Annotated in this window: 24 protein-coding genes; 12 read left to right on the top strand and 12 right to left on the bottom strand. The window is 74.1% G+C overall.

What is annotated here, in order from left to right; translation table 11 throughout:
- The first annotated feature begins 193 nt into the window (after nt 1-193).
- Complete coding sequence (locus ACIP8Z_RS03785; RefSeq protein ID WP_402078284.1) at nt 194-964, top strand: SAM-dependent methyltransferase; 771 nt, start codon at nt 194-196, stop codon at nt 962-964.
- A gap of 130 nt (nt 965-1,094) precedes the next feature.
- Here ACIP8Z_RS03785 and ACIP8Z_RS03780 read toward each other — a convergent pair whose 3' ends face one another.
- Nucleotides 1,095-1,679 (bottom strand): DUF4865 family protein, encoded by a 585-nt coding sequence (locus tag ACIP8Z_RS03780; RefSeq protein WP_402078281.1) that lies wholly within the window; start codon nt 1,677-1,679, stop codon nt 1,095-1,097.
- 35 nt (nt 1,680-1,714) lie between these two features.
- Nucleotides 1,715-2,299, bottom strand: coding sequence for a TetR/AcrR family transcriptional regulator (locus ACIP8Z_RS03775; RefSeq protein ID WP_402078279.1), 585 nt, complete (start codon nt 2,297-2,299; stop codon nt 1,715-1,717).
- Between the two features lie 200 nt (nt 2,300-2,499).
- Here ACIP8Z_RS03775 and ACIP8Z_RS03770 point away from each other — a divergent pair, with 200 nt between their 5' ends.
- The 3 genes from ACIP8Z_RS03770 to ACIP8Z_RS03760 are packed head-to-tail and all read left to right on the top strand — an operon-like array spanning nt 2,500 to nt 6,253.
- Nucleotides 2,500-2,799 carry an SHOCT domain-containing protein gene (locus tag ACIP8Z_RS03770; protein ID WP_402078276.1) on the top strand — a complete coding sequence of 100 codons (300 nt, stop codon included), beginning with the start codon at nt 2,500-2,502 and terminating at the stop codon, nt 2,797-2,799.
- Complete coding sequence (locus ACIP8Z_RS03765) at nt 2,796-3,689, top strand: ABC transporter ATP-binding protein (protein ID WP_402078274.1); 894 nt, start codon at nt 2,796-2,798, stop codon at nt 3,687-3,689. Before ACIP8Z_RS03770 ends, ACIP8Z_RS03765 begins: the two co-directional genes overlap by 4 nt.
- Nucleotides 3,686-6,253 carry an FtsX-like permease family protein gene (locus ACIP8Z_RS03760; protein ID WP_402078271.1) on the top strand — a complete coding sequence of 856 codons (2,568 nt, stop codon included), beginning with the start codon at nt 3,686-3,688 and terminating at the stop codon, nt 6,251-6,253. Before ACIP8Z_RS03765 ends, ACIP8Z_RS03760 begins: the two co-directional genes overlap by 4 nt.
- A gap of 36 nt (nt 6,254-6,289) precedes the next feature.
- Here ACIP8Z_RS03760 and ACIP8Z_RS03755 read toward each other — a convergent pair whose 3' ends face one another.
- Together ACIP8Z_RS03755 and ACIP8Z_RS03750 are read right to left on the bottom strand one after the other, a co-directional pair.
- Nucleotides 6,290-6,937, bottom strand: a complete 648-nt coding sequence (locus ACIP8Z_RS03755; RefSeq protein WP_402078269.1) for an ATP-binding protein — start codon at nt 6,935-6,937, stop codon at nt 6,290-6,292.
- 204 nt (nt 6,938-7,141) lie between these two features.
- The gene (locus tag ACIP8Z_RS03750) at nt 7,142-7,468 is read right to left on the bottom strand and encodes a hypothetical protein (RefSeq protein WP_402078267.1); all 327 of its coding nucleotides are present in this window, start codon (nt 7,466-7,468) and stop codon (nt 7,142-7,144) included.
- Nucleotides 7,469-7,654: 186 nt separating this feature from the next.
- Here ACIP8Z_RS03750 and ACIP8Z_RS03745 point away from each other — a divergent pair, with 186 nt between their 5' ends.
- Nucleotides 7,655-8,797, top strand: coding sequence for a PLP-dependent cysteine synthase family protein (locus ACIP8Z_RS03745; RefSeq protein WP_402078264.1), 1,143 nt, complete (start codon nt 7,655-7,657; stop codon nt 8,795-8,797).
- On the opposite strand, the gene ACIP8Z_RS03740 is transcribed toward ACIP8Z_RS03745, so the two are convergent.
- The 3 genes from ACIP8Z_RS03740 to ACIP8Z_RS03730 form a co-directional block, all read right to left on the bottom strand.
- Entirely contained in the window at nt 8,757-9,257 is a 501-nt protein-coding gene (locus tag ACIP8Z_RS03740; RefSeq protein WP_187623810.1) for an SRPBCC family protein, read from the bottom strand. The two genes, ACIP8Z_RS03745 and ACIP8Z_RS03740, sit on opposite strands and share 41 nt — an antisense overlap.
- Before the next feature lie 239 nt (nt 9,258-9,496).
- Nucleotides 9,497-9,943 carry an SRPBCC family protein gene (locus ACIP8Z_RS03735; RefSeq protein ID WP_402078262.1) on the bottom strand — a complete coding sequence of 149 codons (447 nt, stop codon included), beginning with the start codon at nt 9,941-9,943 and terminating at the stop codon, nt 9,497-9,499.
- Complete coding sequence (locus ACIP8Z_RS03730) at nt 9,940-10,767, bottom strand: DeoR/GlpR family DNA-binding transcription regulator (protein ID WP_402078259.1); 828 nt, start codon at nt 10,765-10,767, stop codon at nt 9,940-9,942. Before ACIP8Z_RS03730 ends, ACIP8Z_RS03735 begins: the two co-directional genes overlap by 4 nt.
- Nucleotides 10,768-10,901: 134 nt before the next feature.
- Here ACIP8Z_RS03730 and ACIP8Z_RS03725 point away from each other — a divergent pair, with 134 nt between their 5' ends.
- Entirely contained in the window at nt 10,902-13,337 is a 2,436-nt protein-coding gene (locus tag ACIP8Z_RS03725) for a hypothetical protein (protein ID WP_402078256.1), read from the top strand.
- Here the strand turns inward: ACIP8Z_RS03725 and ACIP8Z_RS03720 are convergent.
- From ACIP8Z_RS03720 to ACIP8Z_RS03700, 5 genes are all read right to left on the bottom strand, one after another.
- Nucleotides 13,307-15,712, bottom strand: coding sequence for a right-handed parallel beta-helix repeat-containing protein (locus tag ACIP8Z_RS03720; RefSeq protein WP_402078253.1), 2,406 nt, complete (start codon nt 15,710-15,712; stop codon nt 13,307-13,309). The genes ACIP8Z_RS03725 and ACIP8Z_RS03720 overlap by 31 nt on opposite strands.
- Nucleotides 15,713-16,021: 309 nt before the next feature.
- The gene (locus ACIP8Z_RS03715; protein WP_402078250.1) at nt 16,022-16,630 is read right to left on the bottom strand and encodes a hypothetical protein; all 609 of its coding nucleotides are present in this window, start codon (nt 16,628-16,630) and stop codon (nt 16,022-16,024) included.
- A gap of 195 nt (nt 16,631-16,825) precedes the next feature.
- Nucleotides 16,826-17,650, bottom strand: coding sequence for an MOSC domain-containing protein (locus tag ACIP8Z_RS03710; RefSeq protein WP_402078248.1), 825 nt, complete (start codon nt 17,648-17,650; stop codon nt 16,826-16,828).
- Between the two features lie 55 nt (nt 17,651-17,705).
- Entirely contained in the window at nt 17,706-18,221 is a 516-nt protein-coding gene (locus ACIP8Z_RS03705; protein WP_402078246.1) for a DUF6643 family protein, read from the bottom strand.
- A 385-nt stretch (nt 18,222-18,606) separates the two neighbouring features.
- A complete protein-coding gene (locus ACIP8Z_RS03700; protein ID WP_402078244.1) occupies nt 18,607-19,830 on the bottom strand; it encodes a glycosyltransferase in 1,224 nt (407 codons plus the stop codon).
- Nucleotides 19,831-19,888: 58 nt separating this feature from the next.
- Between ACIP8Z_RS03700 and ACIP8Z_RS03695 the strand changes: the two genes are divergently transcribed.
- The 6 genes from ACIP8Z_RS03695 to ACIP8Z_RS03670 all read left to right on the top strand — a co-directional run bounded on the left by ACIP8Z_RS03695 (nt 19,889) and on the right by ACIP8Z_RS03670 (nt 26,800).
- The gene (locus ACIP8Z_RS03695) at nt 19,889-20,683 is read left to right on the top strand and encodes a glutamate racemase (protein ID WP_402078242.1); all 795 of its coding nucleotides are present in this window, start codon (nt 19,889-19,891) and stop codon (nt 20,681-20,683) included.
- Nucleotides 20,684-20,834: 151 nt separating this feature from the next.
- The gene (locus ACIP8Z_RS03690; protein ID WP_402078239.1) at nt 20,835-21,407 is read left to right on the top strand and encodes a hypothetical protein; all 573 of its coding nucleotides are present in this window, start codon (nt 20,835-20,837) and stop codon (nt 21,405-21,407) included.
- Between the two features lie 137 nt (nt 21,408-21,544).
- Complete coding sequence (gene lnt, locus ACIP8Z_RS03685) at nt 21,545-23,296, top strand: apolipoprotein N-acyltransferase (protein ID WP_402078237.1); 1,752 nt, start codon at nt 21,545-21,547, stop codon at nt 23,294-23,296.
- 74 nt (nt 23,297-23,370) lie between these two features.
- Nucleotides 23,371-23,853, top strand: coding sequence for an NUDIX hydrolase (locus tag ACIP8Z_RS03680; RefSeq protein ID WP_402078234.1), 483 nt, complete (start codon nt 23,371-23,373; stop codon nt 23,851-23,853).
- A gap of 55 nt (nt 23,854-23,908) precedes the next feature.
- Nucleotides 23,909-24,751 (top strand): 3-hydroxybutyrate dehydrogenase, encoded by an 843-nt coding sequence (locus ACIP8Z_RS03675; RefSeq protein ID WP_319311915.1) that lies wholly within the window; start codon nt 23,909-23,911, stop codon nt 24,749-24,751.
- Nucleotides 24,752-24,907: 156 nt separating this feature from the next.
- Nucleotides 24,908-26,800, top strand: coding sequence for a helix-turn-helix domain-containing protein (locus tag ACIP8Z_RS03670; RefSeq protein ID WP_402078231.1), 1,893 nt, complete (start codon nt 24,908-24,910; stop codon nt 26,798-26,800).
- The last annotated feature ends 13 nt before the right edge of the window (nt 26,801-26,813 follow it).

Raw genomic sequence — 26,813 nt, 5'->3', positions numbered from 1 at the left:
ATCTGTTCCGTTCCCGGTCCGACCCGGTCCGGGCTCGGCCGGTCCGAATTCCAGAGTCCCGGAGAAACTTCACGGCTTGGTGACGGCGGCTTGCCGAATTCACCACGGCGCCGGCCGGACGAACCCCGCCGCGCACCCTCATCGGCCGGAAACCCCTGGCCAGTGCCGGTCGGACGACGTAGCGTTCCGCCTCATGACCATTTCTGATCTTGATCTTCCTCCGCGTCTCGGCAGCCTCACCTTCCACAGCCCGCTCTCCGAGGCCCGCGCGACCCGCATGGTCGAGCGGCTCGCCGCGATCGAGCCCGCCGATGTGCTCGACATCGGTTGCGGCTGGGGCGAGTTGCTGCTCCGCATCGTCGAGGCCGCGCCGGCGGCCAAGGGCGCGGGGATCGACATCAACGGGGAGGACCTGGCCCGCGGCCGGGCCCTGGCCGAGGCCCGTGGCCTCGCCGACCGCGTCGAGTTCGTCGAGGAGTCGGCGTTCCGCACCGACCGGGGGCCCGTCGATGTCGTCCTCTGTCACGGATCGAGCCAGGCCCTCTGCGACCCCGAGCAGCCGCACGACCTCGCCGCGGCCTTGAGCGAACTCCGCCGTCTCGTCAGGCCCGGAGGGCATGTCGTGCTCGGGGAGTGCTTCTGGGACCGCACCCCCACGGACGACGAACTGGCCGGGATGTGGCCGGGCGCGAACGAGGGGGACCACACGTCCCTCGGCACCCTCGTCGACCTCGCGATCGAGGCGGGATTCAGGCCCGCGTGGATCGAGACGGCGACCGCCGAGGAGTGGGAGGAGTTCGAGTCGGGCTACCGGTACGACACCGAACTCTGGCTCGCCGCCCACCCCGAGCACCCGCTGGCCGCGGAGACCCGGGAGCGCGTCGACCGGCAGCGCTCCACGTGGGTGAACGGCTACCGGCGCGTCCTCGGCATGGCCTACCTGACGCTCGTCGCCGTGGCCTGATCCCTCAGAGAGGGCGCCACGGGGCCCCGGCCGACCGGGCCAGGGTCGACCCGGTCGGAGCCGACGGGGCCGGGATCGACAGGGTCGGAGCCGACCGAGCCGGAGCCGACCGGCCCCCTCGGGCCACGGCTCACCACTGCCGCCCCGCCCCCAACCGCCCCCGCTCCGGCGCGGACAGATGCAGGACACGGAAGCGCTCGCCCTCGTCGGCGGGCGCTTCCGCGTCGGCCCACAAGGTGAACGTGAGCAGTTCCCAGTGGCGCGGATCGACCGCCAGGGCGGAGGCCACCACCCCGTCCCGCCGCGCCTCGCGCGCGTGCCCGGCCACCGCCTCCGCCACGGCCTCGCCGGGCGGCACCCCGTCCCCGAGCGGCGTCCCGCGACGCGTCGCGGTGCCCGGCACCGCACCGGACGCGGGCCCCTCCTCGTACGACAGGCCGGTCCAGTGCTGCACCACGGGCCGGCCGAAGTCGTTCACGATGCCCTCGAAACCCGGGCCCCAGAGGAAGGAGTTCATGCCCTCGGGGGTGGCCCACAGATAGAACGGCGCGTACTGGTTGACCGGCGACGCGTTCCCGCGCTCCCGCACCAGGTACGCCTTCAGGCCGAGCCCGGGGAAGGCGTCGAGCAGATGGCCCCTCGTCGCCACCCGCTCGCGGATGATCCCCATGTCGTAGTCGGCGGGCAGGGTGATCTCGTACTGCATGGCGTGCACCGGAAGGCTCCTGTCGCCTCTGGGAGAAGATCTGTTCATGCGGCGGCGGTACGAGGGGCGAGCAGGCTCGACAACCCCCGTACGGCGCTGTCGAAGGGCTCCCGCGCCCCGGTCGCGCGCGCCAGCACGTACCCGCCCTGCACGGTCGCCAGGACCGTCGCCGCGATGTCCTCCGCGTCGAGGGAGTCGCTCAACTCGCCGCTGTCCAGGCCCTCCTGGGCGACCTCGGCGAGCCGGGACCGCAGCCGCCCGAGCACCTCGTCGACCGGTGCGCGCAGCACGGGGTCGGCGATGACCTCGGGATCCATCGTCAACCGGCCCACCGGGCAGCCCCGCAGGACGTCCCGCTCGCGCAGCAGATAGGCCTCGATACGGGAGTACGCCGTGCCCTCGCCGCTCAGGACGGCCTCGGCGGCGGCGCCCAGATCCTCGGCCGTCCGCCGGATCGCGGCGAGCGCGAGATCGGGCTTGCCCGCGAAGTGGTGGTACATGCTGCCCTGGCCCGCCCCCGCCGCCTGCTGCACGGCCTTGGGGCTCGTCCCCACGTACCCCCGCTCCCACAGGAGCTCGCGGGTCGCCTCGATCAGTCGCTCGGAGGTGTTCATGGCCGCACTGTACATACCAGTAGGTACAGAACGGAAGGAAGGCCGGAGCCTCCACGTACTCCCGCCGTCGTACACGCGATGCCGCTGCCCGTACGACGCGCCCGACCCCCGCCCGGAGGGAGTCTCGAACCACGGAAGAAGACCACCACGGCGCACCGGTCACGGCGCACCTCTCGCAGGGCACCGATCGATGCGCACCGAGGAGCTGAACCCCCATGAACACACTCGCCCACGCGGGCCCCGGCCCGTGGATCCTGTTCTTCCCCCTCGTCTGGGCGGTGGTGATCGTCGGCATCGTCACGATCGCCCGCCGCGCCGGATGGCGCCGCGGCCGTGGCCCGTGGCGTGACGTCGGCCCCGGCCGGGCCGAGGGGCCGGACGACAGCTCGCCCATCGCGCTCCTCGGCCACCGATTCGCCGCCGGGGAGATCGACGAGGACGAGTACTGGCGGCGCCTGACCGTCCTCGAAGAGCAGTTCGGCCGCCGTACCGACACCAAGGGGCACCGGGCATGACCACCACCGACAAGCGCCTCGGGACCGTGCCCGCCGCCCCCGCCGCCGTCCGCGTCGTCGACGCCGTCAAGGTCTACGGGCGCGGCGACACCGAGGTCAGGGCCCTGGACGGGGTGAGCGTCGACTTCCCCGTCGGCCGCTTCACCGCCGTCATGGGCCCTTCGGGCTCCGGCAAGTCCACCCTGATGCACTGCGCCGCCGGGCTCGACACCCTCACCTCCGGCGCCGCCCTGCTCGGCGACACCGACCTCGCCACGCTCGACGACCGCCGTCTGACGCTGCTGCGTCGCGACCGGATCGGCTTCGTCTTCCAGGCCTTCAACCTGCTGCCGACCCTCACCGTCGCCGAGAACATCACCCTTCCCCTGGACCTCGCCGGCCACGCCGTCGACCGGGAGCGCTTCGACCGGATCGTCGACACGGTCGGGCTCCGCGACCGCCTCCACCACCGGCCGAGCGAGCTCTCCGGCGGACAGCAGCAGCGGGTGGCCGTCGCCCGTGCGTTCGCCGGGGACCCGGACGTCGTCTTCGCCGACGAACCGACCGGCAACCTCGACTCGCGCTCCGGCGAGGAGGTCCTTCGCCTGCTCGGCCGTACGGTGCGGGAGACCGGCCGTACGGTCGTCATGGTCACCCATGACCCGGTCGCCGCCGCCCACGCCGACGAGGTGATCTTCCTCGCGGACGGCCGGCTCGTCGACCGGATGACGGACCCCACGGCCGACCGCGTCCTCGACCGCATGAAGGCGTTCGAGACGACGACCGGCACCGGGGCCCGTACGCGCGACGGGCACCCGACCGGCACCCACCCGACGGGCACCCACCCCACCGGCCCGAACCCGACGGACGGTCACCCGACCGCCCTCGCCTCCGGGGGTGCGACCCCATGAGAACTCCCTCCGCCCCCGCCTCGCTCCGCCTCGCCCGTTCCTCCCTCGGCGCCCACCGGCGCCGGTTCCTCGGCACCTTCGTCGCCGTCCTCCTCGGCGTCGCCTTCCTCACCGGCACCCTCGTCATGGGCGACACCCTGCGCGCGAGTTTCGACTCGATGTTCACCGGCGCGAGCCGGGGCACCGACGCCGTCGTCCGCAGCGCCGTCACCGTGACGGCCTCGGGCGACGCCCAGGGCACCCGCGGGCCCGTCGACGCGGACCTCGCCGAGCGCCTCGCGCGCGTGCCCGGGGTCGCCGCCGCCGCGCCCCGGATCGAGGGCGCCGGCCAGCTCCTCGCCGCCGACGGCACCCCCGTCGGCGGCAAGGGCCCGCCCACCCTCGCCGGGAACTGGATCGACGACCCGGCCCTCAACCCGTACAAGCTCGCGGAGGGCCGTGCCCCGAGCGCCCCCGGCGAGGCCGTCGTCAACCGGGGTGCCGCGAAGGCCGCGGGTCTCGCCCTGGGGGACACGACGGTCCTGCGCACCCCCGACCCGGTGCGCGTCACCGTCGTCGGTCTCGCCACCTTCGGCGGCGCGGACGGCATGGGCCAGGTCACCTGGACCGGTCTGACCCGCGCCGACGCCGAGCGGTATCTGACGGCACGCCCCGGCGAGGCGACGAGCATCGCCGTACGGGCCGGGCCCGGCGTCTCCCAGGAGGAACTGGTCGCCGCCCTCGCCCCCGCCCTCCCGGACGACGTCGAGGCGATCACCGGGCAGCGCGCCGCCGAGGAGAACACCGAGATGGTCTCCGGCCGCTTCCTCAGCCTCTTCACGACCTTCCTGCTGGTCTTCAGCGGGGTCGCGGTGCTCGTCTCCGTCTTCAGCATCCACAACACGTTCGCCGTGCTCGTCGCCCAGCGGACCCGCGAGAACGCCCTGCTCCGCGCGATCGGCGCCGCCCGGCGGCAGGTCGTCACCGGGACCCTCGCCGAGGCGCTGACCGTCGGTCTGCTCGCCTCCCTCGCCGGTCTGCTCGCCGGGATCGGCGTCGCGGTCGGCCTCCAGGCCCTCTTCCCCGCCATCGGCTTCCCCTTCCCCGAGGGCGACCTGATCGTGACCGGCACCTCCCTCGTGCTGCCCCTCGCCGTCGGCCTCGCGGTCTGCGCGGGCTCGGCGCTCCTGCCCGCCGTACGGGCCGGGCGCACGGCCCCGCTCGCCGCGCTCCGCGAGACGCAGGTGGACGCCTCGGGCACGTCACGCGCGCGCGTGGTGACCGGCGGCGTCCTGCTCGCCGTCGCGGTCGGCACGGTTCTCGCCGGTGTGCTCGGCACCCCCTCGCTGTGGTTCGCCGCGACCGGAGCGGCGCTCGCCGTCGCGGCCTTCGTGGTCCTCGGTCCGGTGGCCGCGTCCGTCGCCGTACGGGTCCTCGGCCGCCCCCTGCGCGGCGCCAACCGCGGCCTCGCGCGCCGCAACGCCCTGCGCAGCCCGGGGCGTACGGCGGCGACCGCGACCGCCCTGATGATCGGCGTCGCGGTGGTCACCCTCTTCACGGTCTTCGGTGCCTCCCTCAAGGCGACCATGGACCGCACGGTCGACCGCTCGTTCGCGGGCGACGTCGCCATCAGCGGTGCCACGTTCGGCGCCGGTGGCGCGGGACTCAGCCCGCGTCTCGCGCCGGCCGTCGGCGCGCTGCCCGAGGTCGACACCGCCGTGGGCCTGGGGCGCGGGGTGGCGGAGGTGGACGGCCGGGGCCGCGCCCTGACCGTCACCGACCCGGCGGCGCTCTCCCGGACCCTCGACCTCGGCGAGGTACGGGGCTCCCTCACCGGCCTCGGTGCGGACGGGCTCGCCGTCGCCGCCGACGAGGCGGCCTCCGCGGGGCTGGCCCCCGGGCGGACGGCCGAGCTCACGTTCACGGACGGCACCCGGCACACCTTCACCGTCCGGGCGGTCTACGAACGCTCCGACCTGGCCGGCGACTACCTCGTCACCCGCGAGGCCTGGGCCCCGCACCGCACCCAGGACTCCGACACCCTGGTCGCCGTCTCCTTCGCGGACGGCGTCGGCACCGAGGAGGGCAAGGCGGCCGTGACCGAGGTCGCGGACCGCTACGGGCAGCCCGAGGTGCAGACCCGGGAGGAGTACGCGGAGTCCTCGGCGGGCGGCATCGACATGATGCTCACCCTCGTGTACGCGCTCCTCGCCCTCGCCGTCCTGATCGCGCTGCTCGGCATCACGAACACGCTGACCCTGTCCGTCCACGAACGGACGCGTGAGCTGGGCCTGTTGCGGGCCGTCGGCCAGACCCGGGCCCAGCTGCGGGCCATGGTCCGCTGGGAGTCGGTCCTGGTGGCGGCCTTCGGCACGCTCGGCGGACTCGTCCTCGGCGGCTTCCTCGGCTGGGTGCTGGTCCGCGCCTCCGAGGGCTCGGGCGACAGCGCGTTCGCCTTCGCCGTACCGGCGGTGCAGCTGGCGACGGTGGCCCTGGTGGGTCTGGTCGCCGGGGCCGTGGCGGCCCTGCGCCCGGCGCGCCGGGCGGCCCGTCTGGAGATCCTCCGGGCGATCGCCACGGAGTGAGCGAGGGCCGGGGGCGGGCCCGCTCGGGCCGCCCCGTCAGCCCGTGCGGCCCGTCGGCACCCGGCGGGCCGCCGCCGCGCCCACGGCCACGGCGGGGGCCGGCGCGAGGACGGGTTCGAGGGCCGGCGCGGCGGCCGGGTCGGCCGGGGCGCTGAGCGGAACGCCGGGGAACGGCGCGTACTTGCGGAACGGGCCCTCGGGCGTGGAGCCGTACACGGCGTAGGAACGCGTCTCGACCGGGACGGCGGGCGGCGGCGCGGCGAGCGTGAACCACACCACCTTGCCGTCGGCCCCGCACGGGCGGACACCCCAACTCTCGCTGACCGCACCGACGATGGCGAGGCCGCGGCCGGACGTGGCCAGCTCGTCGTATCCGTCGCCGCCGTCGTACGCGTCGAGCGCGTCCGGGCAGCCGACGGCCTCCGGTATGCGGGGGTCGTGGTCCCGGACGGAGACCGTGAGGCGGTCGAGCAGCAGCTCGATCTCGACGGTGCACCGCTTGTCCGGCTGGGCATGCCGGTGGACGTTCGTCAGAAGCTCGGTGACACCCAGCACGGCATGGTCGATCAAAGCGTCGAGCTGCCAATGACGGAGATGCGCGGAGACAATCCTGCGGACCTGTCCGATCCGCGACGGCAGGGCCTGGAGCTCCACCGCGTAATACCTGCTCGGCTCGCTGATCACGGCTGCGACTCCCCGAAGTAGTCCGGAAGAAGACGAAGATTCGGATCTCACATGCGTACAGCAGGGTGGTGACCTGAGCGCACTGTCACCACCGGTCAACCCTCGGTGAGGTGGTTCCAGCGTGAACCAGTGGTGAGCGTCCCGCAACTCACGGCGACCCGCGACACGCCGGGCAGTCGCCTGAGCGGCGCCCCGCCGTCCGTCTCAGCGGCGCCCCGCCGCGCGCTTCAGCGCCGCCAGGAACCGTCCCGACTCCTCCGCCGCGGCGCGGTCGTCGCCCCCGGTCGCGCCGCCCTTGTCCAGGGTCAGCCGGTAGCGCGTGCCGTTCACGGTGGCCACCGCCTCGTCGGGCTTCGCGAACCACGGGCGCCCCGCCCGGACCGCCGTCACGGGCGCGCTGTCGATCTCGCTGCCGTAGCTCGTGAGAAGGGCGAGCCGCCCGTCCTCGATCCGCACCTCGCCGGCGCGTGTCAGTGAACGCGGCCAGCGGGCGATCCGCACGCCCCTGGCGCTGAACTCGGGATCCGACATACCGATCCGCCCCTCTCGTCCGGTTGCCCTCCCAGTGTGCCGGGCCGTCGCGGCCCGCACCAGGGGCCCTTCCGTACGGCGTCCTCAAGTCATCCCTATGGAGAGTCAAAGGAAACGTTTGCCCAGGTGAGAGGGGTATCGTCGGCAGCGGGGGAGTACCTGGGAAGTGATCGAGGAGAGGCGCGGATGAGCACCACCGAGAACAGTGTGGAGAGCGGTGTCACCGCCGCGGCGGTGACCGTCGACGTCGACCGCACCGACCCGGCGTACCGGTCCTGGCTCAAGGAGGCCGTCCGCAAGGTCCAGGCCGACGCCAACCGCTCGGCCGACACGCACCTGCTGCGCTTCCCGCTCCCCGAGAAGTGGGGCATCGACCTCTACCTCAAGGACGAGTCCACCCACCCCACCGGCAGCCTCAAGCACCGCCTCGCCCGCTCCCTCTTCCTGTACGGCCTCTGCAACGGCTGGATCCGGCCCGGCAAGCCCGTCATCGAGGCCTCCAGCGGCTCGACCGCCGTCTCCGAGGCGTACTTCGCGAAGCTCATCGGCGTCCCCTTCATCTCCGTGATGCCCCGCACGACCAGCCCCGAGAAGTGCCGGCTGATCGAATTCCACGGCGGGCAGTGCCACTTCGTCGACGACTCGCGCACGATGTACGAGGAGGCCGCCGCGCTCGCCGAGCGCACCGGCGGTCACTACATGGACCAGTTCACCTACGCGGAGCGGGCCACCGACTGGCGCGGCAACAACAACATCGCCGAGTCGATGTACCAGCAGCTGAGGCTGGAGCGATACCCGGAACCGGCCTGGATCGTGGCCACCGCGGGCACCGGCGGCACCTCGGCGACCATCGCCCGCTACGTCCACTACATGCAGCACGACACCCGCATCTGTGTCGCCGACCCGGAGAACTCCTGTTTCTTCGACGGCTGGACGCACCACGACCCGCACGCCACCGCCGACTGCGGTTCGCGGATCGAGGGCATCGGCCGTCCCCGGATGGAGCCGAGCTTCGTGCCCGGAGCCGTCGACCGCATGATGAAGGTGCCCGACGCGGCGAGCGTCGCCGCCGTCCGCGCCCTGGAGGCGGCGATCGGCCGCAAGGCGGGCGGCTCCACCGGAACCGGGCTGTGGAGCGCCTTCAAGATCATCGCCGAGATGGTCGCCCATGAGCGGACCGGCAGTGTCGTCACCCTGATCTGCGACGGGGGCGAGCGCTACCTGGACAAGTACTACTCCGACGACTGGCTGGCCGCCCAGGGCCTGGACATCGGCCCGTACAGCGCCGCTATCGAACGGTTCCTGGCGACGGGGGCCTGGCCGGAGTGAGCCGCCGGTCGAGCCGGCGCGCGGCGTCCCTGAAGGACAGCCCCACGCCCGGCCCCGCCAGGCGCAGTGCCAGCCGGAACGGCGCGGCGCCGTCGGCGGCCATCGTCCACCGCAGCCGGGTCCCCTTGCCGACGGGGGAGAGGGTCCACTCCTCGGCGAGGGCCGCCATGCCGGGGGCGTTGGTCGAGTCGACGCGGTAGGCGTATCGGGCGTCGGGCTCGGCGGCGAGGATCGTCTCCTCGAAGACGATCCCGCCCCGGAGGCGGACCGTCCGGCCCGCTCCGTCGCCCGACGGGACCGCGGAGGAGACGGCGGTGAACCAGGCGGGCAGGCTCCCCACCTCCACGGCGAGGGACCGGTAGACGGTCGGCGGCGGGGCGGCGAGCGTCGCCGTGAAGACCAGACGGACGGGTGCGGACGCGGTGAAGTCGAGCTCCACCGGCCTCAGTCGGCGTGCCATGAACCCTCCCGGGGTGGGACGCGAGCGGATGCAGCACCATAGCTGACGAACTGTCAATAGCCCAGGGGCCCACCCCGCCCACCCCGCCTGCCCGGCCGGTGCCCGCCCCGCCCGTGGACGCCCCAGCGGGACGCATGCCCACAACGGGGTGGGGGCGGGTGGGCGCCGCCCCTGGGGCCCCCGGACGGAGTCTGGGGGAGGGACGGAGGGGTGCAGCAGGCGGAGGCCCCGCAGCGGGGTCAGTCGTCCCGCAGCAGCCCGTCCACCGCCCGGCCGAACAGGGCCCGTCCCGCCCACCCGAGCGCCGGGTCGAAGGCCCGCGGCAGGCCCCGTACCGACAGTTCCTCCGTCCACACCACCCGGCTTCCGCCGCCCGGCGTCTCTGTCACCTCGACGAGCGCCCATCCCCGCACGACCCGCCCGGACTTCTCCAGACGGCAGACGCCCGACCGGCCCGCCCCCGCCTCCGGCGGTTCCCAGACGACGACCTCCATCGGGTCGTCGAACGACAGCCGGCCGACGCCGGTACGGGCCGTGAAGCGGGTCCCGGCGCGGTTCGGCCCCGGCGTCAGCACCCTCGTCCGGGTCAGCGGCACCTGCCGGCCGTGGGCCGGCCAGTCCGTGAGCCGCCGCCACACCACGTCCGGCGCCGCCGACACGGTCCGCTCGACCCGGAAGAGGGTCACGCCTGCTCCTCGCCCGCCACCACGAGCCCCGGCAGATGCTCCGCCACTTCGGCCCGTACGTCCTCGGGCAGGCCCCGGTCCGTCACCCAGGTGTCCACCTCGTCCAGGCCGGCGAACGAACTCAGGCCCACCGTCCCCCACTTGGTGTGGTCGGCGACCGCGACGACCCGGCGCGCCGACCGCATCAGGCACCCGTTCGTCTCGGCCTCCGCCAGGTTCGGCGTCGAAAGACCCGCCTCCACCGAGATGCCGTGCAGCCCGAGGAACAGCAGGTCGAAGTGGAGCGAGCGGACCGCCCGGTCCGCCACCGGCCCGACCAGGGCGTCGGACGGCGTGCGCACCCCGCCCGTCAGGACGACCGTTGCCGCCCCGCGCCGCGACTCGCCACCGATGCCCGCCAGTTGGGCCTCGTGGAACACGTCCGCGACCCGGACGGAGTTCGTCACCACGGTCAGGTCCGGCACGTCGAGCAGATGCCGGGCCAGGGCGTACGTCGTCGTGCCGCCGGACAGGGCGATCGCGCTGCCCGGCGCGACCATCGCCGCCGCCGTCCGGGCGATCTCGTCCTTGGCGCTCGGTTCGAGCACCGACTTGGCCTCGAAGCCCGGCTCGTGGGTGCTCGCCTCGACGACCGGAACGGCCCCGCCGTGCACCTTCGCGAGCATGCCCTGCCGGGCCAGCGCGTCGAGGTCGCGACGGATCGTCATGTCCGAGACGCTGAGGCGCCGGGTCAGCTCGTTGACCCGTACACCGCCGCGCCGCCGTACCTCGTCGAGGATCAGGGCACGCCGCTGCTCCGCGAGGAGGTTCTGGTTGTCAGTCACCGCCGGGGCCGGTCCTTCCGCAGGAGACAAGGGGATGGGTGTCGGATTCGGTGAGGAACGGTGCGCGGGCGCACCACTGTCCGCGATCCTGGTGCCGACGTCGCATCTTCCCACCCTGAGAGGAAGTCCCCTCAGTGTCCCCTGCCACACCCGCTCCGGAGAGCGGCGGCGCGGCGCTCGAACTCCTCGTCCACGGAGTCGGCGGAGCCACCCCCCAGGACATGCTCGACGACCCGAGGACCGTACGGATCACCGGCGACCGGACCGCCGCCATGCACCGGCGGGCCGAGGACGTCGACGCCGAGGACCACCCGGAGCGGTACGCGGCCCGTCCGGTCCCGGAGGCGTACGTCTGGTCCAATCTGACCTCGGGCGACGGCGCCCGCGCCCTGTGGCTGCTGCTCCTGCCGTTCATGGTCGTCAATCTCGCGCACTGGATGCGCCCGCCCGCCCACGGCAGGCCGGGGCTCGTCCGGACGTACGGGGTCCTCGTCCGGCTGGTGGCCCTCACCCTCACCGTGCTGCTCACCGCCGCGGCCTGCGAGGTCGCCCTCGACCTGACGGCCTGGCAGTGCGCCGCGAGCGCCGCCTGCACCGACGCGTACTCCTGGCTCGGTTTCCTCTCCGAGGCGCGCGGCGGCTGGTGGTCCGTGCCCGGCCGCCGCCTCGCTCTCGCCGCTCTGGTGCCGACCCTGCTGGTCGGCCTCCTCTGGTACCTGTCGAACCGGACGTGGAGCGCGTACGAGGCCCAGCGCCCGCCCACCGGATACGACGATCCCGTCGCGGCACCACGGGCCGCCACGGGGCCGGCTCCGGTCACGGAGGGGGCCGCCGACACGGAGAGCGCCGACCGGGGGGACGACGGTCCCGGCCCCGTCGAGCCGCGGCCCGCCCTCGGCCGCCCCGGCTTCTGGTACGGCCGCCGGCTCGTCGCCCGCCTCAGGGCCGCCCACACCGCCGCCGGATTCCTCACCGTCGCCGCCGCCCTCGCCACGGCCGCCGCCCGGCACGACGCCACCACCCCGGGCGCCGGCGCCTTCCTCGGCCGGCTCCTCCAGGCCGCCGTCGCCGCCCTCGCGGTGCTCGTCCTCTGGGTCGTCTGCCGCCGCGGCCGCAGCGAGCGCCGCCTCGACCTGCGCGTCGAACGCGCCCTCGTGTCCTGGCTGCCCGGCGTCTCGCTCGCCGTGCTCGCGCTCAGCGCCCTCTACGCCTGCTGGTCCCGCCCCGGCTGGACCTCCGGCGGAGCCCTGCCCGGCAATGCCGCATTCGGCGGACTCACCCTCGCCCAGGGCGGCCTCGTCGTCGCCCTCGGCGTCGTCGCCGTGCTCCTCCAGCGGCCCCGCCGGGACGCCCGCACCGCGTTGCGCGGCCTCGGCGGACCCGCCGTCGCCATGCTCGCCTGCGCCCTCGCCGGAGTGATGTCCGGTGGTGTCGCCCAGCGGGTCGCCGACTGGCTCGACGGGCCCGCCACCCCCGGCATGGGCGACGGAGGCCCCCGGATCAGCCCGCCCGTGCTGCTCAGCTGGCAGGCGTCCGTCATCCCCGTCCTGCTCCTGCTGCTGCTCGTGCCCGCCGCCCTCCTCGCCGTGCGGACCGTGCTCGCCGGACGCCGGCTGCGCGCCCGGGTCGAGGCCGACTACGACGCCGCCGGCGAACCCGACCCCGTCCGTAGCGGCCAGATCGCGGCCGGCCGGGCGCGGGCGTCGCTCACCGACTCCGCGCCCGTCCTCGTCGGCGTCGTCTCCGGAGCCACCCTGCTCCTCGGGGCGGGCTCCGTCGCCGGCGCCTGGGCCAGCGGAAACGTCCCCGGCCGGGCCTTCGACGGAGCCCACCCGGCGATCGCCTCCCTGGCCACCGTCACCCAGGCCATCGGCTCCTGGATGATCGGCTTCGGCTTTCTGCTCTTCGTCACCTGGGGCCGCCGCGCCTACCGGGACGCCTCCGCCCGCCGCACCATCGGCATCCTCTGGGACGTCGGTACGTTCTGGCCGCGCGCCGCCCACCCGTTCGCCCCGCCCTGCTACGCCGAACGGGCGGTCCCCGACCTGACCTGGCGGATGAGCTCCTGGACCCGCGGCACCGGCGGCCGGCTCGTGATCTCGGGACACTCGCAGGGCAGTGTGCTCGCCGCGGCCGCCGTCTGGCAGCTCCCGCCCGCCACCCGCGGCCGGGTCGCGCTCCTCACGTACGGGTCACCCCTGGAGCGGCTCTACGGACGCTGGTTCCCGGCCTACTTCGGCCCGGAGGCGCTGCGCGCCCTGAACCGTACGGTCCACTGCTGGAGCAATCTGTACCGCGCCACCGACCCCATCGGCGGACCCGTCCGTGTCCCCGCCGAGGGCGGCAGACCCGCCGTCGACGCGGCGGTCCTGCTCGACCCCGTCGCCTACGGCCGCACCCGCGCCCACCCGCTGCCCGAGCCGATCCTGGGCCACTCCGATTACCAGGCCGACCCGGCGTTCGCCCACCGGCGTGGCGCCCTCCTGGACCGGCTCCCGCCCGCCGTACCCCATCAGCGCGAGCCGAACGACACGGCGGATCAAGGGAGTTCGGGAAGATCCTCCGGGTAGAGCAGCGTCAGGTCGTCCGTGCTCGCCTCGGTGAGCGCGGAGACCCGGCCCGCGTGCCGCTCCACCATCGACTCGAACGTCTGCCGAGCCGTACGCCCGTTGCCGAAGGCCGGCCCCTTGGGCAGCTTCGTGAAGTACCCGAGCAGCGCCTCGTCCGTGCCCGGGGCGAGCCGGTACTCGTGCTCGTCCGCCTGCTGCCCCACGATCCGGAGCAGCTCGTCCGGCTCGTAGTCGCCGAAGGTGATGGTCCGTGAGAAACGGGACGCCACACCGGGGTTGACCGTGAGGAAGCGCTCCATCTCCGCCGTGTAGCCCGCGACGATGACCACCACCGCGTCCCGGTGGTCCTCCATCAGCTTCACCAGCGTGTCGATCGCCTCACGGCCGAAGTCCCGGCCCGAGTCCTCCGGCGACAGGGCGTACGCCTCGTCGACGAACAGCACCCCGCCGCGCGCCCGGTCGAAGGCCTCCTGGGTGCGGATCGCCGTCGAGCCGATGTGCTCGCCGACCAGGTCCACCCGGGAGACCTCGACCAGATGGCCGCGCTCCAGGACCCCGAGCGAGGCCAGGATCTCGCCGTACAGCCGGGCCACCGTCGTCTTGCCCGTGCCCGGGTTGCCCGTGAAGACCAGATGGCGGCGGACCGAGGCGGCCTTGAGCCCCGCCTCCTGACGCCTGCGCCCCACCTCGATCATGTTGGTGAGGGTCCGCACCTCCAGCTTGACGCTCTCCAGACCCACCAGGGCGTCCAGCTCCCCGAGCACGTCCTGCGAGGAACGGGCGTCCACCGCCGGAACGTCCGGGACCGGTACGGCGGCCGGGACACGCGGCGCGGGCACCGTGCCGAGCAGTCCGCCCGACTGGGTCGCCGTCAGGACCGTCCCGCCGTCGGGCACGGAGGACCGGACCGCGCTCTCGTCACTGGTGCAGTCCTCGGCGCTCGCCCCCTCCTCCGGGAACTCGTAACCGCCGCGCGCGCAGCGCTCCGTACGGCACTTGCGCAGGGTGGTCCGGCAGCCGTCGGTGACGTGGAACCCGTACCCGCCGCTGCCCGTGACCCGGCAGCCGGTGAAGGAGCCGCGGCCCTCCGCCGACACGTAGAAGCCGGCCTCCGCGGGCGAGGTGACCGTGCACCGGTCGATCGTGGGGTCGGCGCCCTTGGTGACGATGACCCCGGTCTGCACGGAGTCGATCGTGCAGCCGCCGAGCGTGCCGCCGCTGCCGTGGTCCCGGAACCAGGCGCCCGTCGACGCCTCCCGGATCCGGCAGTCGTCGAGCTGGGCGGTCGCCCCGTCGCTGACCGACACCGCCGTGTTCCGCACCTGCGACAGATCGCTGTCGACGACGTCCACCCGCGAACCCCGGTCAAGGACGAACAGCGCGTCCGGCACGTCGTGCACCCGGCAGGCGTCGAGGACGGCGGTCGCCCCGTCGCTCACCCACACCGCCGGGTAGTCGCCCGTACTGTCGTGGATCTCGCACTGGTTGGCGTCCACCCGGGTCCCCGGGTCCCACACCGACAGGCCGTTGCGGCCGAAACGGCGGACGGTCGACCGGGTCAGCGTGAGGACCGAGCGCGAGCGCAGGTCGACGGCGTTCTCCGGGACGTCGTGGATGTCGCAGTCGGAGAGCGTGAGCACCGCGTCGGTGTCGAGCGTGATGCCGTCGCCCGAGGTGCGGTGCACCGAGGAGTCGCTGAGATGGGCGGTCGCACGGGCCGCGATCTGGAGACCCGCGCCCTTGATCTCGTACACCTCGCAGCCGACGCCTTCGAGTCCGCTGCCCTCACCGGTCACGGCGATCCCGGCGCCGGAGGCGTGGTGCACCCGGCAGCGTTCGAGCCGGGGATGCGCGCCGCCCCGCACCGAGATGCCCGCCTGCCCCGCGGAGACCACCTCGCACTCCTCGAACACCCCGCCCGCGCCGTCGACCACGGCGATGCCGACCCCGGCGGGATTGTCGACGGTGCAGCGGCGGACCGTCGGCCTGGCCGCGCCCCGCACCTCTATCCCGGCCGCCGAGCGGGTCATGATCCGCAGGTCGAGCAGCTCGGGGGTGCCGTCCTCGACGAGCAGCGCCGGTGCGGCGACGTCCTGCCCCTCGATGTGGAGGTCCTGGACGGTGACGGAGGCCCGCAGCGTCAGCGGCACCCCGTCCGGCGGTGCGATCCGCACCGAGCCGATGGAGCCCTCGGGGCCGCGCAGGGTGACGGCCCGCCGCACCACCAGGTTCTCCCGGTAGGTGCCGGGAGCGATGGTGAGCACGTCCCCGTCCCCGGCCGCCTCGAGTGCGGCGGCGAGCGAGGGGTACTCACCCGTGCGGCGCCGCCACCGCGATGTGCCGGTGTGCGTCACCTGGACCGTGCCCTGTGCCATGGGTGTGTCCTGCCCCCGCCTCATGCCTCGCCGCTGATCCGATGCCCCACCGTAGCGCGCGCGAGGGCACGGGGTTGACGGGTCGTGGACGTGCACGGGTACCCGCGGCGGGGTGGGCGCCGGACGTATGTCACGCCCGGTCAGGGGACGGTCGCCGATGGTCGAGGTCGGTCGGGCTCGGTCGCGCGGTGGCGCCGCCGGAGGCCGTCGCAAGAGGGTCGTCAGGCGGTCGCAAGGGGGCCGGAATCGGGCGGAAGCGGGTCGGACGCCGGATCCCGCCCCCCGGTCCGGCCGAGCTTCGACCGTGGGTCAGCTGCCGGTCCCCGTGCGGCCCCAGTCCGGACCGGTCGCCGCCCACGCGCGGTCGAGGTGTGCGTACCGCGTCAGCACCAGTCGGCGTACGGCGAGGCGGCGGACGATCTCGACCATGAGTCCCGCGAGGAGAGCGGCCGTCAGACCGGCGACGATCGCGTGGGCGCGGGCGGTGTCCGCGTGCATCGGCGGAGCCACGGGGTGTCCGTACCGGTCGGTCCAGAGGCGGAAGGTGGCGCCCGGGGCCGAGGTCCGCCGGGCGGTCGTCACCGTTCCCGTCCGGGGCGAGCCGTCGGGTGCTGTCCACTCGGCCACGACGGAGCGGCGCAGACGCTCCTCGCCGGTCGCCTCGGCGGTCCTCGGGCCGCCCGCGGGCAGGTCGGCGTGCCTGAGCACCCGGGCCGTCGTCGGCACGCGCTGTTCCTGCTGGGTGCGGACCGCGCGCTGGAGCGAGCCGTGGGCGGAGGTGCCGGCGGCCCAGCCGGTCAGGGGTACGAGGAGACAGAGCAGCGCGACCGCCACGAAGGCGACCCAGGCCTCGACGAGATCCGTGGTCCGGCGCAGGGGATTGTGCCGCCAGCGCCAGAGTCCGATGGCAGCGCGCACGTGGGAACCCCCTCGTTGTTCACAGCTCCTTCAACGAGTGTGCCCCGGAGGTGGTTTCCCCGCCCGTCGGGCCGGTGAAGTGTGACGGGGGTCCCCTCGTCCCGGCTCCTCGTCGCGGCCCTTGTCCCGGCCTCCGTCCCGGCCTTCGTCCCGGTCCTGTCGTTTCGGTCTGCCGGAAGGGGCGCGGGCCGGCGCTCAGTCCAGGATCTTCACCTCGTCGCCGACCCGGACGGTGCCGGTGTGCTCGGGGACGAGGTTCTGGCCGAAGATGACCCGGCCGTCGCTCTTGCGGTGCCGGGCCAGGGTCCGCAGCGGTTCCTTGCCGCGCTCGGCGGTGAACTGGTTCGTCGTGGTGACGACACAGCGTCCGCACGGCCGCGCGACCCGGAAGGTGACCTCTCCGACGGCGAGGCGCGTCCAGCCGTCCTCCGCCCAGGGAGCGGTGCCCTCGATCACCAGGTTCGGCCGGAACCGGTTCATCGGAAGCGGGCCCTCATGGGCGTGGTCCCCCTGTGCGATCAGGGAGTTGAGGGCGTCGAGCGACGACGTGGTGGTGACGAGCAGCGGATAGCCGTCCGCGAAGCTCACCGTCTCGCCGGGCAGCGCGTAGTCCGGGTCGACCGGACGCCGGTGCTCGGGCGCGTCCATGTGGACGAGCCGGAACTCGCCCTCCAGGTACGCCGAGAGCCAGCCGACCGCCTCGGCACCGGCCGGCACGGCCTCCACCGGCTTGTCGAAGATCTCCACCGTGACCGTGGACGAGGGGTGCGGTACCTCGACGGTCAGCGGGGGGTGACCGGGCGCGGACAGGGTGACCCCGCCGCCCGGCAGCGGCTCCGCCGTGGCCAACGCCATCCGGGGGTGACGGCGTTGGGTCACGACCTTGCCGGCCGCGTCGACGACGGCCCAGCGACGGTCTCCGGCCAGCCCCCAGGGCTGCACCTCGGCCTCCGCGGGGGCCAGCGCACGCATGGCCTTCACCGGATGGACGTGGACGGAACGGAGCAGAGGAGTCGGCATGCGGTCATCCTGCCAGCCGCTCCGGACCCGGCGCCGTCCGGTGGGTGAAAGCCGGTCAGTAGCCTCCGCCCTGGTAGGGACGGTTGTACGGGTCGTCGTACTGCATCGGGGCGGGGACCGGCGCGGGGGCGGGCCGGGGTGCCGCCGGACGCATCGCCTCGTAGCCCGCGGGGGCGGGACGGGGCGGCTGCGCGTACTGGCCGCCCTGGTAGCCGCGCGGGGCCACCTGCTGCTGCGGGATGTACGGGGCGGGGGCGTGCTGCAGGGGCACGGGGGCCACCTGCGGCGTGGGCTGCGGGTATCCGTAGCCGTTGCCGTAGGAGGGCTGCGGGCTGGGCGCCGCCGGGAGGGCGGGCAGTGCCGCGGGGAGCGCCGGCAGGTAGGAACCGCTGGAGGGGAAGCTGCTGCCGGTGGCCGGGAAGCTGCTGCCGGTGTCGTAGGCGGCGGGCACTCGGATCGGGGCGATCTGAGGCGTGCCCCGCTCCGCGACCAGGGAGTCGTAGATCGGGGTGTCCGGGAAGGACGGCGCGGTGTGGTAACCGCCTCCATAGGTGGAGCGGGGGGAGGTCATGGCACATAAGTTAAGCCCACGATGTGCTGGTTGGGGAGCCTGATTAGAGGGTTGTTTGACGGGCTTCGTGAAGAAGTGGATCCCCAATCCGAGCGAACGTGCCAAAAACGGGCGGCGGAACGTGCCAAGATCATGTAAAAGCCGAGTTCGGAGGGGGTTACCGGCGGGTCGGGCGCCCCGGGCCGGTCGCGTGCCCCCGGGCATGAAGAACGCATAAAGAAAAGGTGCCCGGAAGGGGTGCGGGGAGTGATCATGGGCATGCTTAAGCGTCAATCCCCGGATCTCCGGGGCGATGTGTACACGCCGAATTGACGGCGCTACTCCCCGTGTCGGGAAAACTATTTCCGTGAAGAAGGGGGCGCGCTCATCTGAAGCGGCGTCACGCTCACTCGCCCGGCGCGATGTCGCGGCACCGGTCCGGTGCCGCCTCCGGCCGCGCGTACGTCCGGCCCTTCCACGCCGCACCGACCCCCCGGTAGTGCCGGACCGCCGAGTCCACCGTCATCAGGAGATAGAGGAACGCGGTGAGGGGCAGCAGCGGAGCGAGCCACAGCGGCTGCCGGTAGTAACGGAGCATCGGCACGTACGTCCCCGCCATCACCGCCCACGCCGCGCCACCCGCCCAGGCCGCCGCCCCGTCCCCGCGCACCGCACCCGCGAACAGGGCCATCGGCGGCACCAGATAGACGAGGACGAGACCCGCCACCGTCCCCAGGAGCAGCGGCGGACTGTGCCGCAGTTGCGCGTACGCGCTGCGGGCGACCATCCGCCACAGATCGCCGAGCCCCGGATAGGGACGCACGCTGTCGACCCGCTCCGCGAGCCCCAGCCAGATCCGGCCACCGGCCCGCCGCACGGCCCGAGCCAGCGACACGTCGTCGATCACCGCCTGCCGGATCGCCTCCGGCACGTCCGCCGCCACCGCCGTCTCCGTCCTCAGCAGCACACAGCCACCCGCGGCTGCCGTCGCCAGGGGACGCGGCCGGTTGATCCAGCGGAAGGGATAGAGCTGCGCGAAGAAGTAGACGAACGCCGGCACCACGAGACGCTCCCAGAGGCTCTCCACCCGGAGCCGGGCCATCTGCGAGACCAGATCGAGCCCGTTCGCCTCCGCGGCCGACACCAGGAGCCGGAGACTGTCCGGCTCATGGGCGATGTCCGCGTCCGTCAGGAGCAGGAACCCGGGTCCCCGCGTGCGTGCCAGCGCCATGCCGTGCCGCAGCGCCCAGAGCTTCCCCGTCCAGCCCGGCTCCGGCTCGCCCGGTGACATCACGGTCAGCGGCAGCCCGCCATGGCGAGCGGCGAGGTCGGCGGCCAGCCGGCCCGTGCCGTCCGTACTCCCGTCGTCCACCAGGATCACCTCGGCGACGCCCGGATAGTCCTGCGCGAGCAGCGACGGCAGACTCAGCGGCAGCACCTCGGCCTCGTCCCGCGCCGGCACGACCACGGCCACACGGGGCCACCGGTCCGGCTCCACGCGCGGGCCTCCCCCATGTTCCCGGGAGGCAGACGGCAGCCGCTGGTCGGTACGCCAGAAGAAGCCCTGGCCGAACAGCAGCCAGACCCAGACGGCCAGGGAGACGAGCGCGAACCAGGCGAGAGTGCTCATTCGCGGCAGTCTGCCCCAGAACGCGGGCCCCAGAACGCCCATCGGCTAGGGTGACCGGGTGAAGATCGCGCTCATGGATTCCGGAATCGGCCTCCTCCCGGCAGCGGCCGCGGTGCGGCGACTCCGGCCGGACGCCGACCTCCTCCTCTCGAACGACCCTGACGGAATGCCCTGGGGACCGCGTACCCCCGAGGACCTCACGGGGCGCGCCCTGGCCGTCGCGCTCGCCGCGGCCGAGCACCGCCCGCAGGTGCTGATCGTGGCCTGCAACACCGCCACCGTGCACGCCCTGCCCGCCATCCGCGCCGCCCTCGAACCGGACATCGCCGTCATCGGCACCGTGCCCGCGATCAAGCCCGCGGCCGCCGGTGGCGGCAAGGTCGCCATCTGGGCCACCCCGGCCACCACGGGCAGCGCCTACCAGCGCGGACTCATCCACGACTTCGCCGGCGGCGCCGAGGTCACCGAGGTGCCCTGCCCCGGACTCGCCGACGCCGTGGAGCACGCCGACCCCGACGCCGTGGACCGCGCGGTCGCCGCCGCCGCCGCGCTCACCCCCCGCGACGTCCGTACCGTCGTCCTCGGCTGCACCCACTACGAGATGGTCGAGGACCGCATCCTCGCCGCCCTCGACGCCCGCGGTCGCGCCGGACTGCCTCCGCTCGTCTTCCACGGCTCCGCCGACGCCGTCGCGGCGCAGGCGCTGCGCCGCGTCGGAGCCGAACCCGCTCCCGACGCGGACCCCACCGGCAGCCTCTCCGTCCTGCTCAGCGGCCGCCCCGGCCAGCTCCCCGCCACGGCCCTCGGCTACGCCGAGGGCCGGCTCCTCGCGGCGATCGCCCCCGCCCACTGAGCGAGGGGGCGTCGCCGCCGCCCGCTGAGTGGCGTCGCAGGCGCCGAGCGCCGGAGCCTCCCTCCGCTCCCCGCGGGGCCGCTCACCGAGCGTGCGTGGAGCACCTCGTTCCGTCGCGCTGTTCCGGACGAACCTGGGTACTCTTCCCGATATGAGGGACGATGCCCGGAATCAGTACGCCGACGAGCGGACGCCCGCCGTCTGGACCGGCCGCGCCACCAACCGCTTCCAGTGGGTCCCGGCGGCCGCCGGTGCCGCCTGCATGGCCCTCGGCATCACCCTCGCCGTCGAGTCGGCCTGGACCTCGGGCATCGCGCCCCTCCTGATGGCCGTGATCGGCTGCGTCGCCGCCGGACTGCTCGTCCTCTTCGGCACGCTCGCCTTCGTCCACGTGGCCGTGAAGGTCGACGACGACTGCATGGAGGTCCGCTGCGGCCACATCGGCGTGCCGCGCCGCCGCATCCCCCTCTCCCATGTCGTCGGCGCCGACTTCGAGCCGAGCGTCGACCCGCGCCACTGGGGCGGCTGGGGCTACCGCTGGCGCCCCGAGAAGGGCACGGCCGTGGTCGTCCGGCGCGGCGAGGGCCTGATCCTGCGCCTCGGCGACGGCCGGACGTTCACCGTCACCGTCGACGACGCCGAGTCCGCCGTCCGCGTCATCCGCGACCGTCTCCGCGACGTGGCCCCGCCCGCGCCACCCGCCCCGACCGGCCGCCCGGTGTGACCGGAAGGCGGGAGCGGCAGGAGCCGGATGAGCACCGGAAACCGGCGTGACCTCGTGGGCCGAGGCGCCTCGCCGGGCCCCACGCCCGGTCCGCCCGCCCGCCTCCGCCGACAGGAACGACCCGTAGACTCCGCAAGGTGAGCGCCACCATCAGCCCCGTCGACGCGTCCGCAGCCGACACCGCCCCCACGCCTGCTTCCCCGCTGCGGCGGTTCGTACGGCCCGGGGCGGCTCTGCTGTCCGGGCTCCTGCTCTACCTGAGCTTCCCGCCGCGCCCCCTGTGGTGGCTCGCGCTGCCCGCCTTCGCCCTGCTCGGCTGGAGCCTGCGCGGCCGCCGGCTCCGCGCCGGATTCGGCCTCGGATACCTCGCCGGGCTCGGCTTCCTGCTGCCGCTCCTCATCTGGACCGGCGAGGAGGTCGGCCCGGGACCCTGGCTCGCCCTGGCCGCCATCGAGGCGCTGTTCGTGGCCCTCGCCGGCCTCGGCATCGCGGCGGTCTCCCGGCTCCCGTGGTGGCCGTTCTTCGCCGCCGGGGTGTGGATCCTCGCGGAGGCGGCACGCGCGCGCGTGCCCTTCGGCGGCTTCCCGTGGGGGAAGATCGCCTTCGGCCAGGCGGACGGGATCTTCCTGCCGCTGGCCGCCGTGGGCGGCACGCCGGTGCTCGGATTCGCCGTCGCCCTCTGCGGCTTCGGCCTGTACGAGACGTACCGCCAGATCCAGGCCCGCCGGGCCGCGGGGACGGCGGCCGGCACGGTCCGCGACGGGGACACGGGCACCGACGTGGCCACCGACACCGCCACCGGCACCGAGGCCGGCGCCGTCGGCTCCGACCGCGCGCCCGCCTCCCGTACCGGCACCGGGCTCGGAGCGACCACCGGCGCCCGCCCCCGCAGCCTCCCGCGCGGCCCGCTCGTGGCCGCCGCGCTCGCCGTGCTCGTCCCGGTCACCGGCGCCCTCGCGGCGCTGCCGCTCGTCGACGACTCGGCCGAGGACGGCACGGCCACCGTCGCCGCCGTCCAGGGCAACGTGCCCCGCCTCGGCCTCGACTTCAACTCCCAGCGCCGGGCCGTCCTCGACAACCACGTCGCCCGCACCCGCGAACTCGCCGCGGACGTCAGGGCCGGCCGTGCGCCGCAGCCCGACTTCGTGCTGTGGCCCGAGAACTCCTCGGACATCGACCCGTACGCGAACGCCGACGCGGCCGACGTCATCGACGGCGCCGTCCGCGCGATCGGCGTGCCGACCGTGATCGGCGCGGTCATCGCCCCCGAGACCGGCAAGCTCCGCAACACCCTCATCCAGTGGGACCCGGACAGCGGCCCCGTCGCCACCTACGACAAGCGGCACGTCCAGCCCTTCGGCGAGTACATCCCGATGCGGTCCTTCGTGCGTGTCTTCAACAGCAACGTCGACCGGGTGAGCCGGGACTTCGGCGCCGGTACGAAGGTCGGGGTCTTCGACCTGGCCGGTACGAAGGTCGGCCTCGCCACCTGTTACGAGGCGGCCTTCGACTGGGCCGTGCGCGACACGGTCACCCATGGCGCCCAGCTCATCAGCGTCCCCAGCAACAACGCCACCTTCGGCCGCAGCGAGATGACCTACCAGCAGCTCGCGATGTCGCGGGTGCGGGCCGTCGAGCACAGCCGGTCGGTGGTCGTGCCCGTCACCAGCGGGGTCAGCGCGGTCATCCGCCCCGACGGCGAGATCGTCGCGGAGACGAAGATGTTCACCCCGGACGTCCTGGTCGAGAAGGTGCCGCTGCGCTCCTCGCTGACCCCGGCGACCCGGATGGGCACCCTGCCGGAGGCCCTCCTCGTGGCGCTCGCGGCCGCCGGTCTGGGCTGGTCGGCCTTCCGATCGGTACGGGCCCGGCGCACCGGGGCGGAGTAGAGCGGGACCGGCGTCCGAGCGGTGCGGGACCGGCGTCCGAGTGGGGCGGCCGGCGGATGATCTAGGGTCGGTGCATGGCTACCCCTGACTTCATCCGGGCCCTGCGCGAGACAGCCGGCCACCAGCTCCTCTTCCTGCCCGGAGTGAGCGCCGTCGTCTTCGACGACCGGGGCAGGGTGCTGCTCGGCCGGCGCGCCGACAACGGACGCTGGGCGGTCATCGGGGGCATCGTCGAGCCCGGGGAGCAGCCCGCCGACTGCGCGGTGCGCGAGGTCTTCGAGGAGACGGCCGTGCACTGCGAGGTCGAGCGGATCGTGCTCGTCGAGACCCTTCGCAAGCCCGTCGTCTACCCCAACGGCGACCAGTGCCAGTTCCTGGACGTCTCCTTCCGCTGCCGCGCGGTGGGCGGCGAGGCGAGGGTCAACGACGACGAGTCCATCGAGGTCGGCTGGTTCGACGTGGACGACCTGCCGGAGATGAAGCGCTTCTCGCTGCTGCGGATCGAGAAGGCTTTGGCCGACCAACCGACATGGTTCCGCACCACAGCGAACAGCTGAACTATGGGCGCGACACACATCGGTGGGGGAGCGGACGCTTCATAGGGTGCGGAGCATGAGCGCCCCCATCACCGCCCCACTCGGTGCCGTACCGGACCTCGGTTCGCCCGCCGCCGCACCCCGGCCCCGTGCCGTCGTCCTCGATCTGACCGGCCGCACCGCGCTCGTCACCGGCGCGGCCGGCGGCATCGGGCGCGCCTGCGCGCTGCGGCTCGCCGCCTCGGGGGCCCGGGTCAGAGCCGTCGACCGGGCGGCCGAAGGCCTGGAGACCCTGGCCGAGGAGGCCGCCGAGCTCCCCGGGAGCCTCGAACCCCGGCTGCTCGACCTCACCGACCTGGACGCCGCGGAGGCGGCCGCCGACGGCGCCGACATCCTCGTCAACAACGCCGGACTCCAGCTCGTCCGCCCCATCGAGGAGTTCCCGCCGGACGTCTTCCACACCGTGCTCACGGTCATGCTGGAAGCGCCCTTCCGGCTGATCCGGGGCGCCCTGCCGCACATGTACGCGCAGGGGTGGGGCCGGATCGTCAACATCTCCTCCGTCCACGGGCTGCGCGCCTCCGCCTTCAAGTCCGCGTACGTGGCCGCCAAACACGGCCTGGAGGGCCTCTCCAAGACCGCCGCCCTCGAAGGCGCCCCGCACGGGGTCACCTCCAACTGCGTCAACCCCGGCTATGTACGCACCCCGCTCGTCGAGCGGCAGATCGCCGACCAGGCCGCCGCCCACGGCATTCCGCCGGAGCGCGTCCTGTCCGAGGTCCTGCTGAAGGACTCGGCGCTGAAGCGGCTCATCGAGCCGGACGAGGTCGCCGAGGCCGTGCTCTATCTCTGCGCTCCCCAGGCCTCGTTCATCACCGGCACCTCCCTCACGCTCGACGGCGGCTGGACCGCCCACTGAAGGACGCCGTCGAGGCCCCTGCCCCTGGGTCCCCCGGGGACCCGCCCCTGGCGCCCCCGGGGCCCCTGCCCCCGGCGCCCCTGGTGTCCCTGCTTCCCCGTGAAGGTTGTCCACAGGGGTGGTGCGACCACACGTTCGGCAGGTATCCCTGTGTCCATGTCCCACGAACACGTCTCCTACCTCGAACTCCTCACCAGGGGAGCCGCGACGGAGGCCTACGACCGGCCCGTGCTGCTCGCCCGTGCGAGCGGCGCGGGCCCCGAGGCGCTGGCCGAACTCGAAGAGGCCAAGCAGCTCGCCCTGCGGGTCCGGGCCGAGCTGGAGGGGCGGCGGCGCCGCGAGGCGGAGCTGTCCGCGCTCTTCGCCACCGCCCACGACCTCGCGGGACTCCGTGACCTCGACGCGGTGCTGCGCGCCATCGTCCAGCGCGCGCGATCGCTCCTCGGCACGGAGTGCGCCTATCTGAGCCTCAACGACCCCGCTGCCGGCGACACGTACATGCGGGTCACCGAGGGTTCGGTCTCCGCCCGCTTCCAGCAGCTCAGACTGGGCATGGGGGAGGGACTCGGCGGCCTCGTCGCCCAGACGGCCCGCCCGTACGTCACCGACGACTACTTCGACGACGCGCGCTTCCAGCACACCCGGACCATCGACACGGCCGTACGGGACGAGGGCCTCGTCGCCATCCTGGGCGTCCCGCTCAGCCTCGGCAGCCAGGTCATCGGCGTCCTCTTCGCCGCCGACCGACGGGCCAGGGTCTTCGAACGCGAACAGGTCGCGCTGCTCGGCTCCTTCGCCGCGCACGCCGCCGTCGCCATCGACACCGCCAACCTCCTCGCGGAGACCCGCTCGGCCCTCGCCGAACTGGAGCGCGCCAACGACATCATCCGTGAGCACAGCGGCGTCATAGAGCGCGCCTCGGAGGTCCACGACCGGCTCTCCGAGCTCGTCCTGCACGGCGGCGGCGTCCACGACGTGGCCCACGCCGTCTCCGAGGTCCTCGGCGGAACCGTCGAGTTCACCGAGGAGGGCGCCGGAACCGCCCGCCGCGCCGGGGGCCACGCCGTCCGCGAGGGCGACGACTGGGTCGCCGCCGTCTCGGCCGGCGGCGAGACCCTGGGCGCCCTCGTGCTGCACGGCCAGCCCGACCTCGACCCGGTCGACCAGCGCACCCTGGAACGCGCCGCGCTCGTCACCTCCCTCCTCCTGCTCGCCCGCCGCTCCGCCGGCGAGGCCGAGCAGCGGGTACGGGGCGAACTCCTCGACGACCTCCTCGACGCACCCGACCGCGACCGCAGGCTGCTCAAGGAGCGCGCCGCCCGGCTCCGTACCGACAGCGACGCCCCGCACGTCGTGCTCGCCGCGCGGATCGACCGGGCCGGCGGCACCGCCGATCCGGACGCCGGCGGCCGCGAGAGCGCCGACCGCCAACGCCTCTGGTCGGCGGCCACCCACCTGGCCGCCACCCGCCACGGACTCGCCTCGGCCCGCGACGGCGGAACCGTCCTGCTGCTGCCCCTCGGCCCCGGCGAGAGCGCCGCCGACCTCGCCCGGCAGACCGCGCGCAGCCTCGGCGGCACCCTGCGCGAGCCCGTCACCGTGGGCGCCTCCGCTCCCGTACGGGCGCCCCTGGACCACCCGGACCAGGTCGCCGTCGCGTACGAGGAGGCCCGCCGCTGCCTCGACGCGCTGCGGCTCCTGCACCGCTCCGGCCAGGGCGCCGCGGCCGAGGACCTCGGCTTCCTCGGCCTGCTGCTCGCCGACAGCCGGGACATCGACGGCTTCGTCGACCGGACGGTGGGCCAGGTCGTCGCGTACGACCGGCGCCGGGGCACGGACCTGATCCGCACCATGGACGCCTACTTCGCGAGCGGCATGAGCCCGGCCCGGACCAAGGACGAACTCCACGTCCACGTCAACACGGTGGCCCAGCGCCTGGAACGGGTCGGCCGCCTCCTCGGCCCGGACTGGCAGTCCCCGGCCCGCGCCCTGGAGATCCAGCTGGCGCTGCGCCTGCACGCACTGGCGGACGCGGTCACGCGCACCTGAGAAAGGCCCGGTG

The organism is Streptomyces sp. NPDC088553, from assembly GCF_044752965.1.
Classification (GTDB): domain Bacteria; phylum Actinomycetota; class Actinomycetes; order Streptomycetales; family Streptomycetaceae; genus Streptomyces.
The sequence above is the reverse complement of the archived record's forward strand: the minus strand, read 5'-3'. Positions and strand labels throughout refer to the sequence as shown.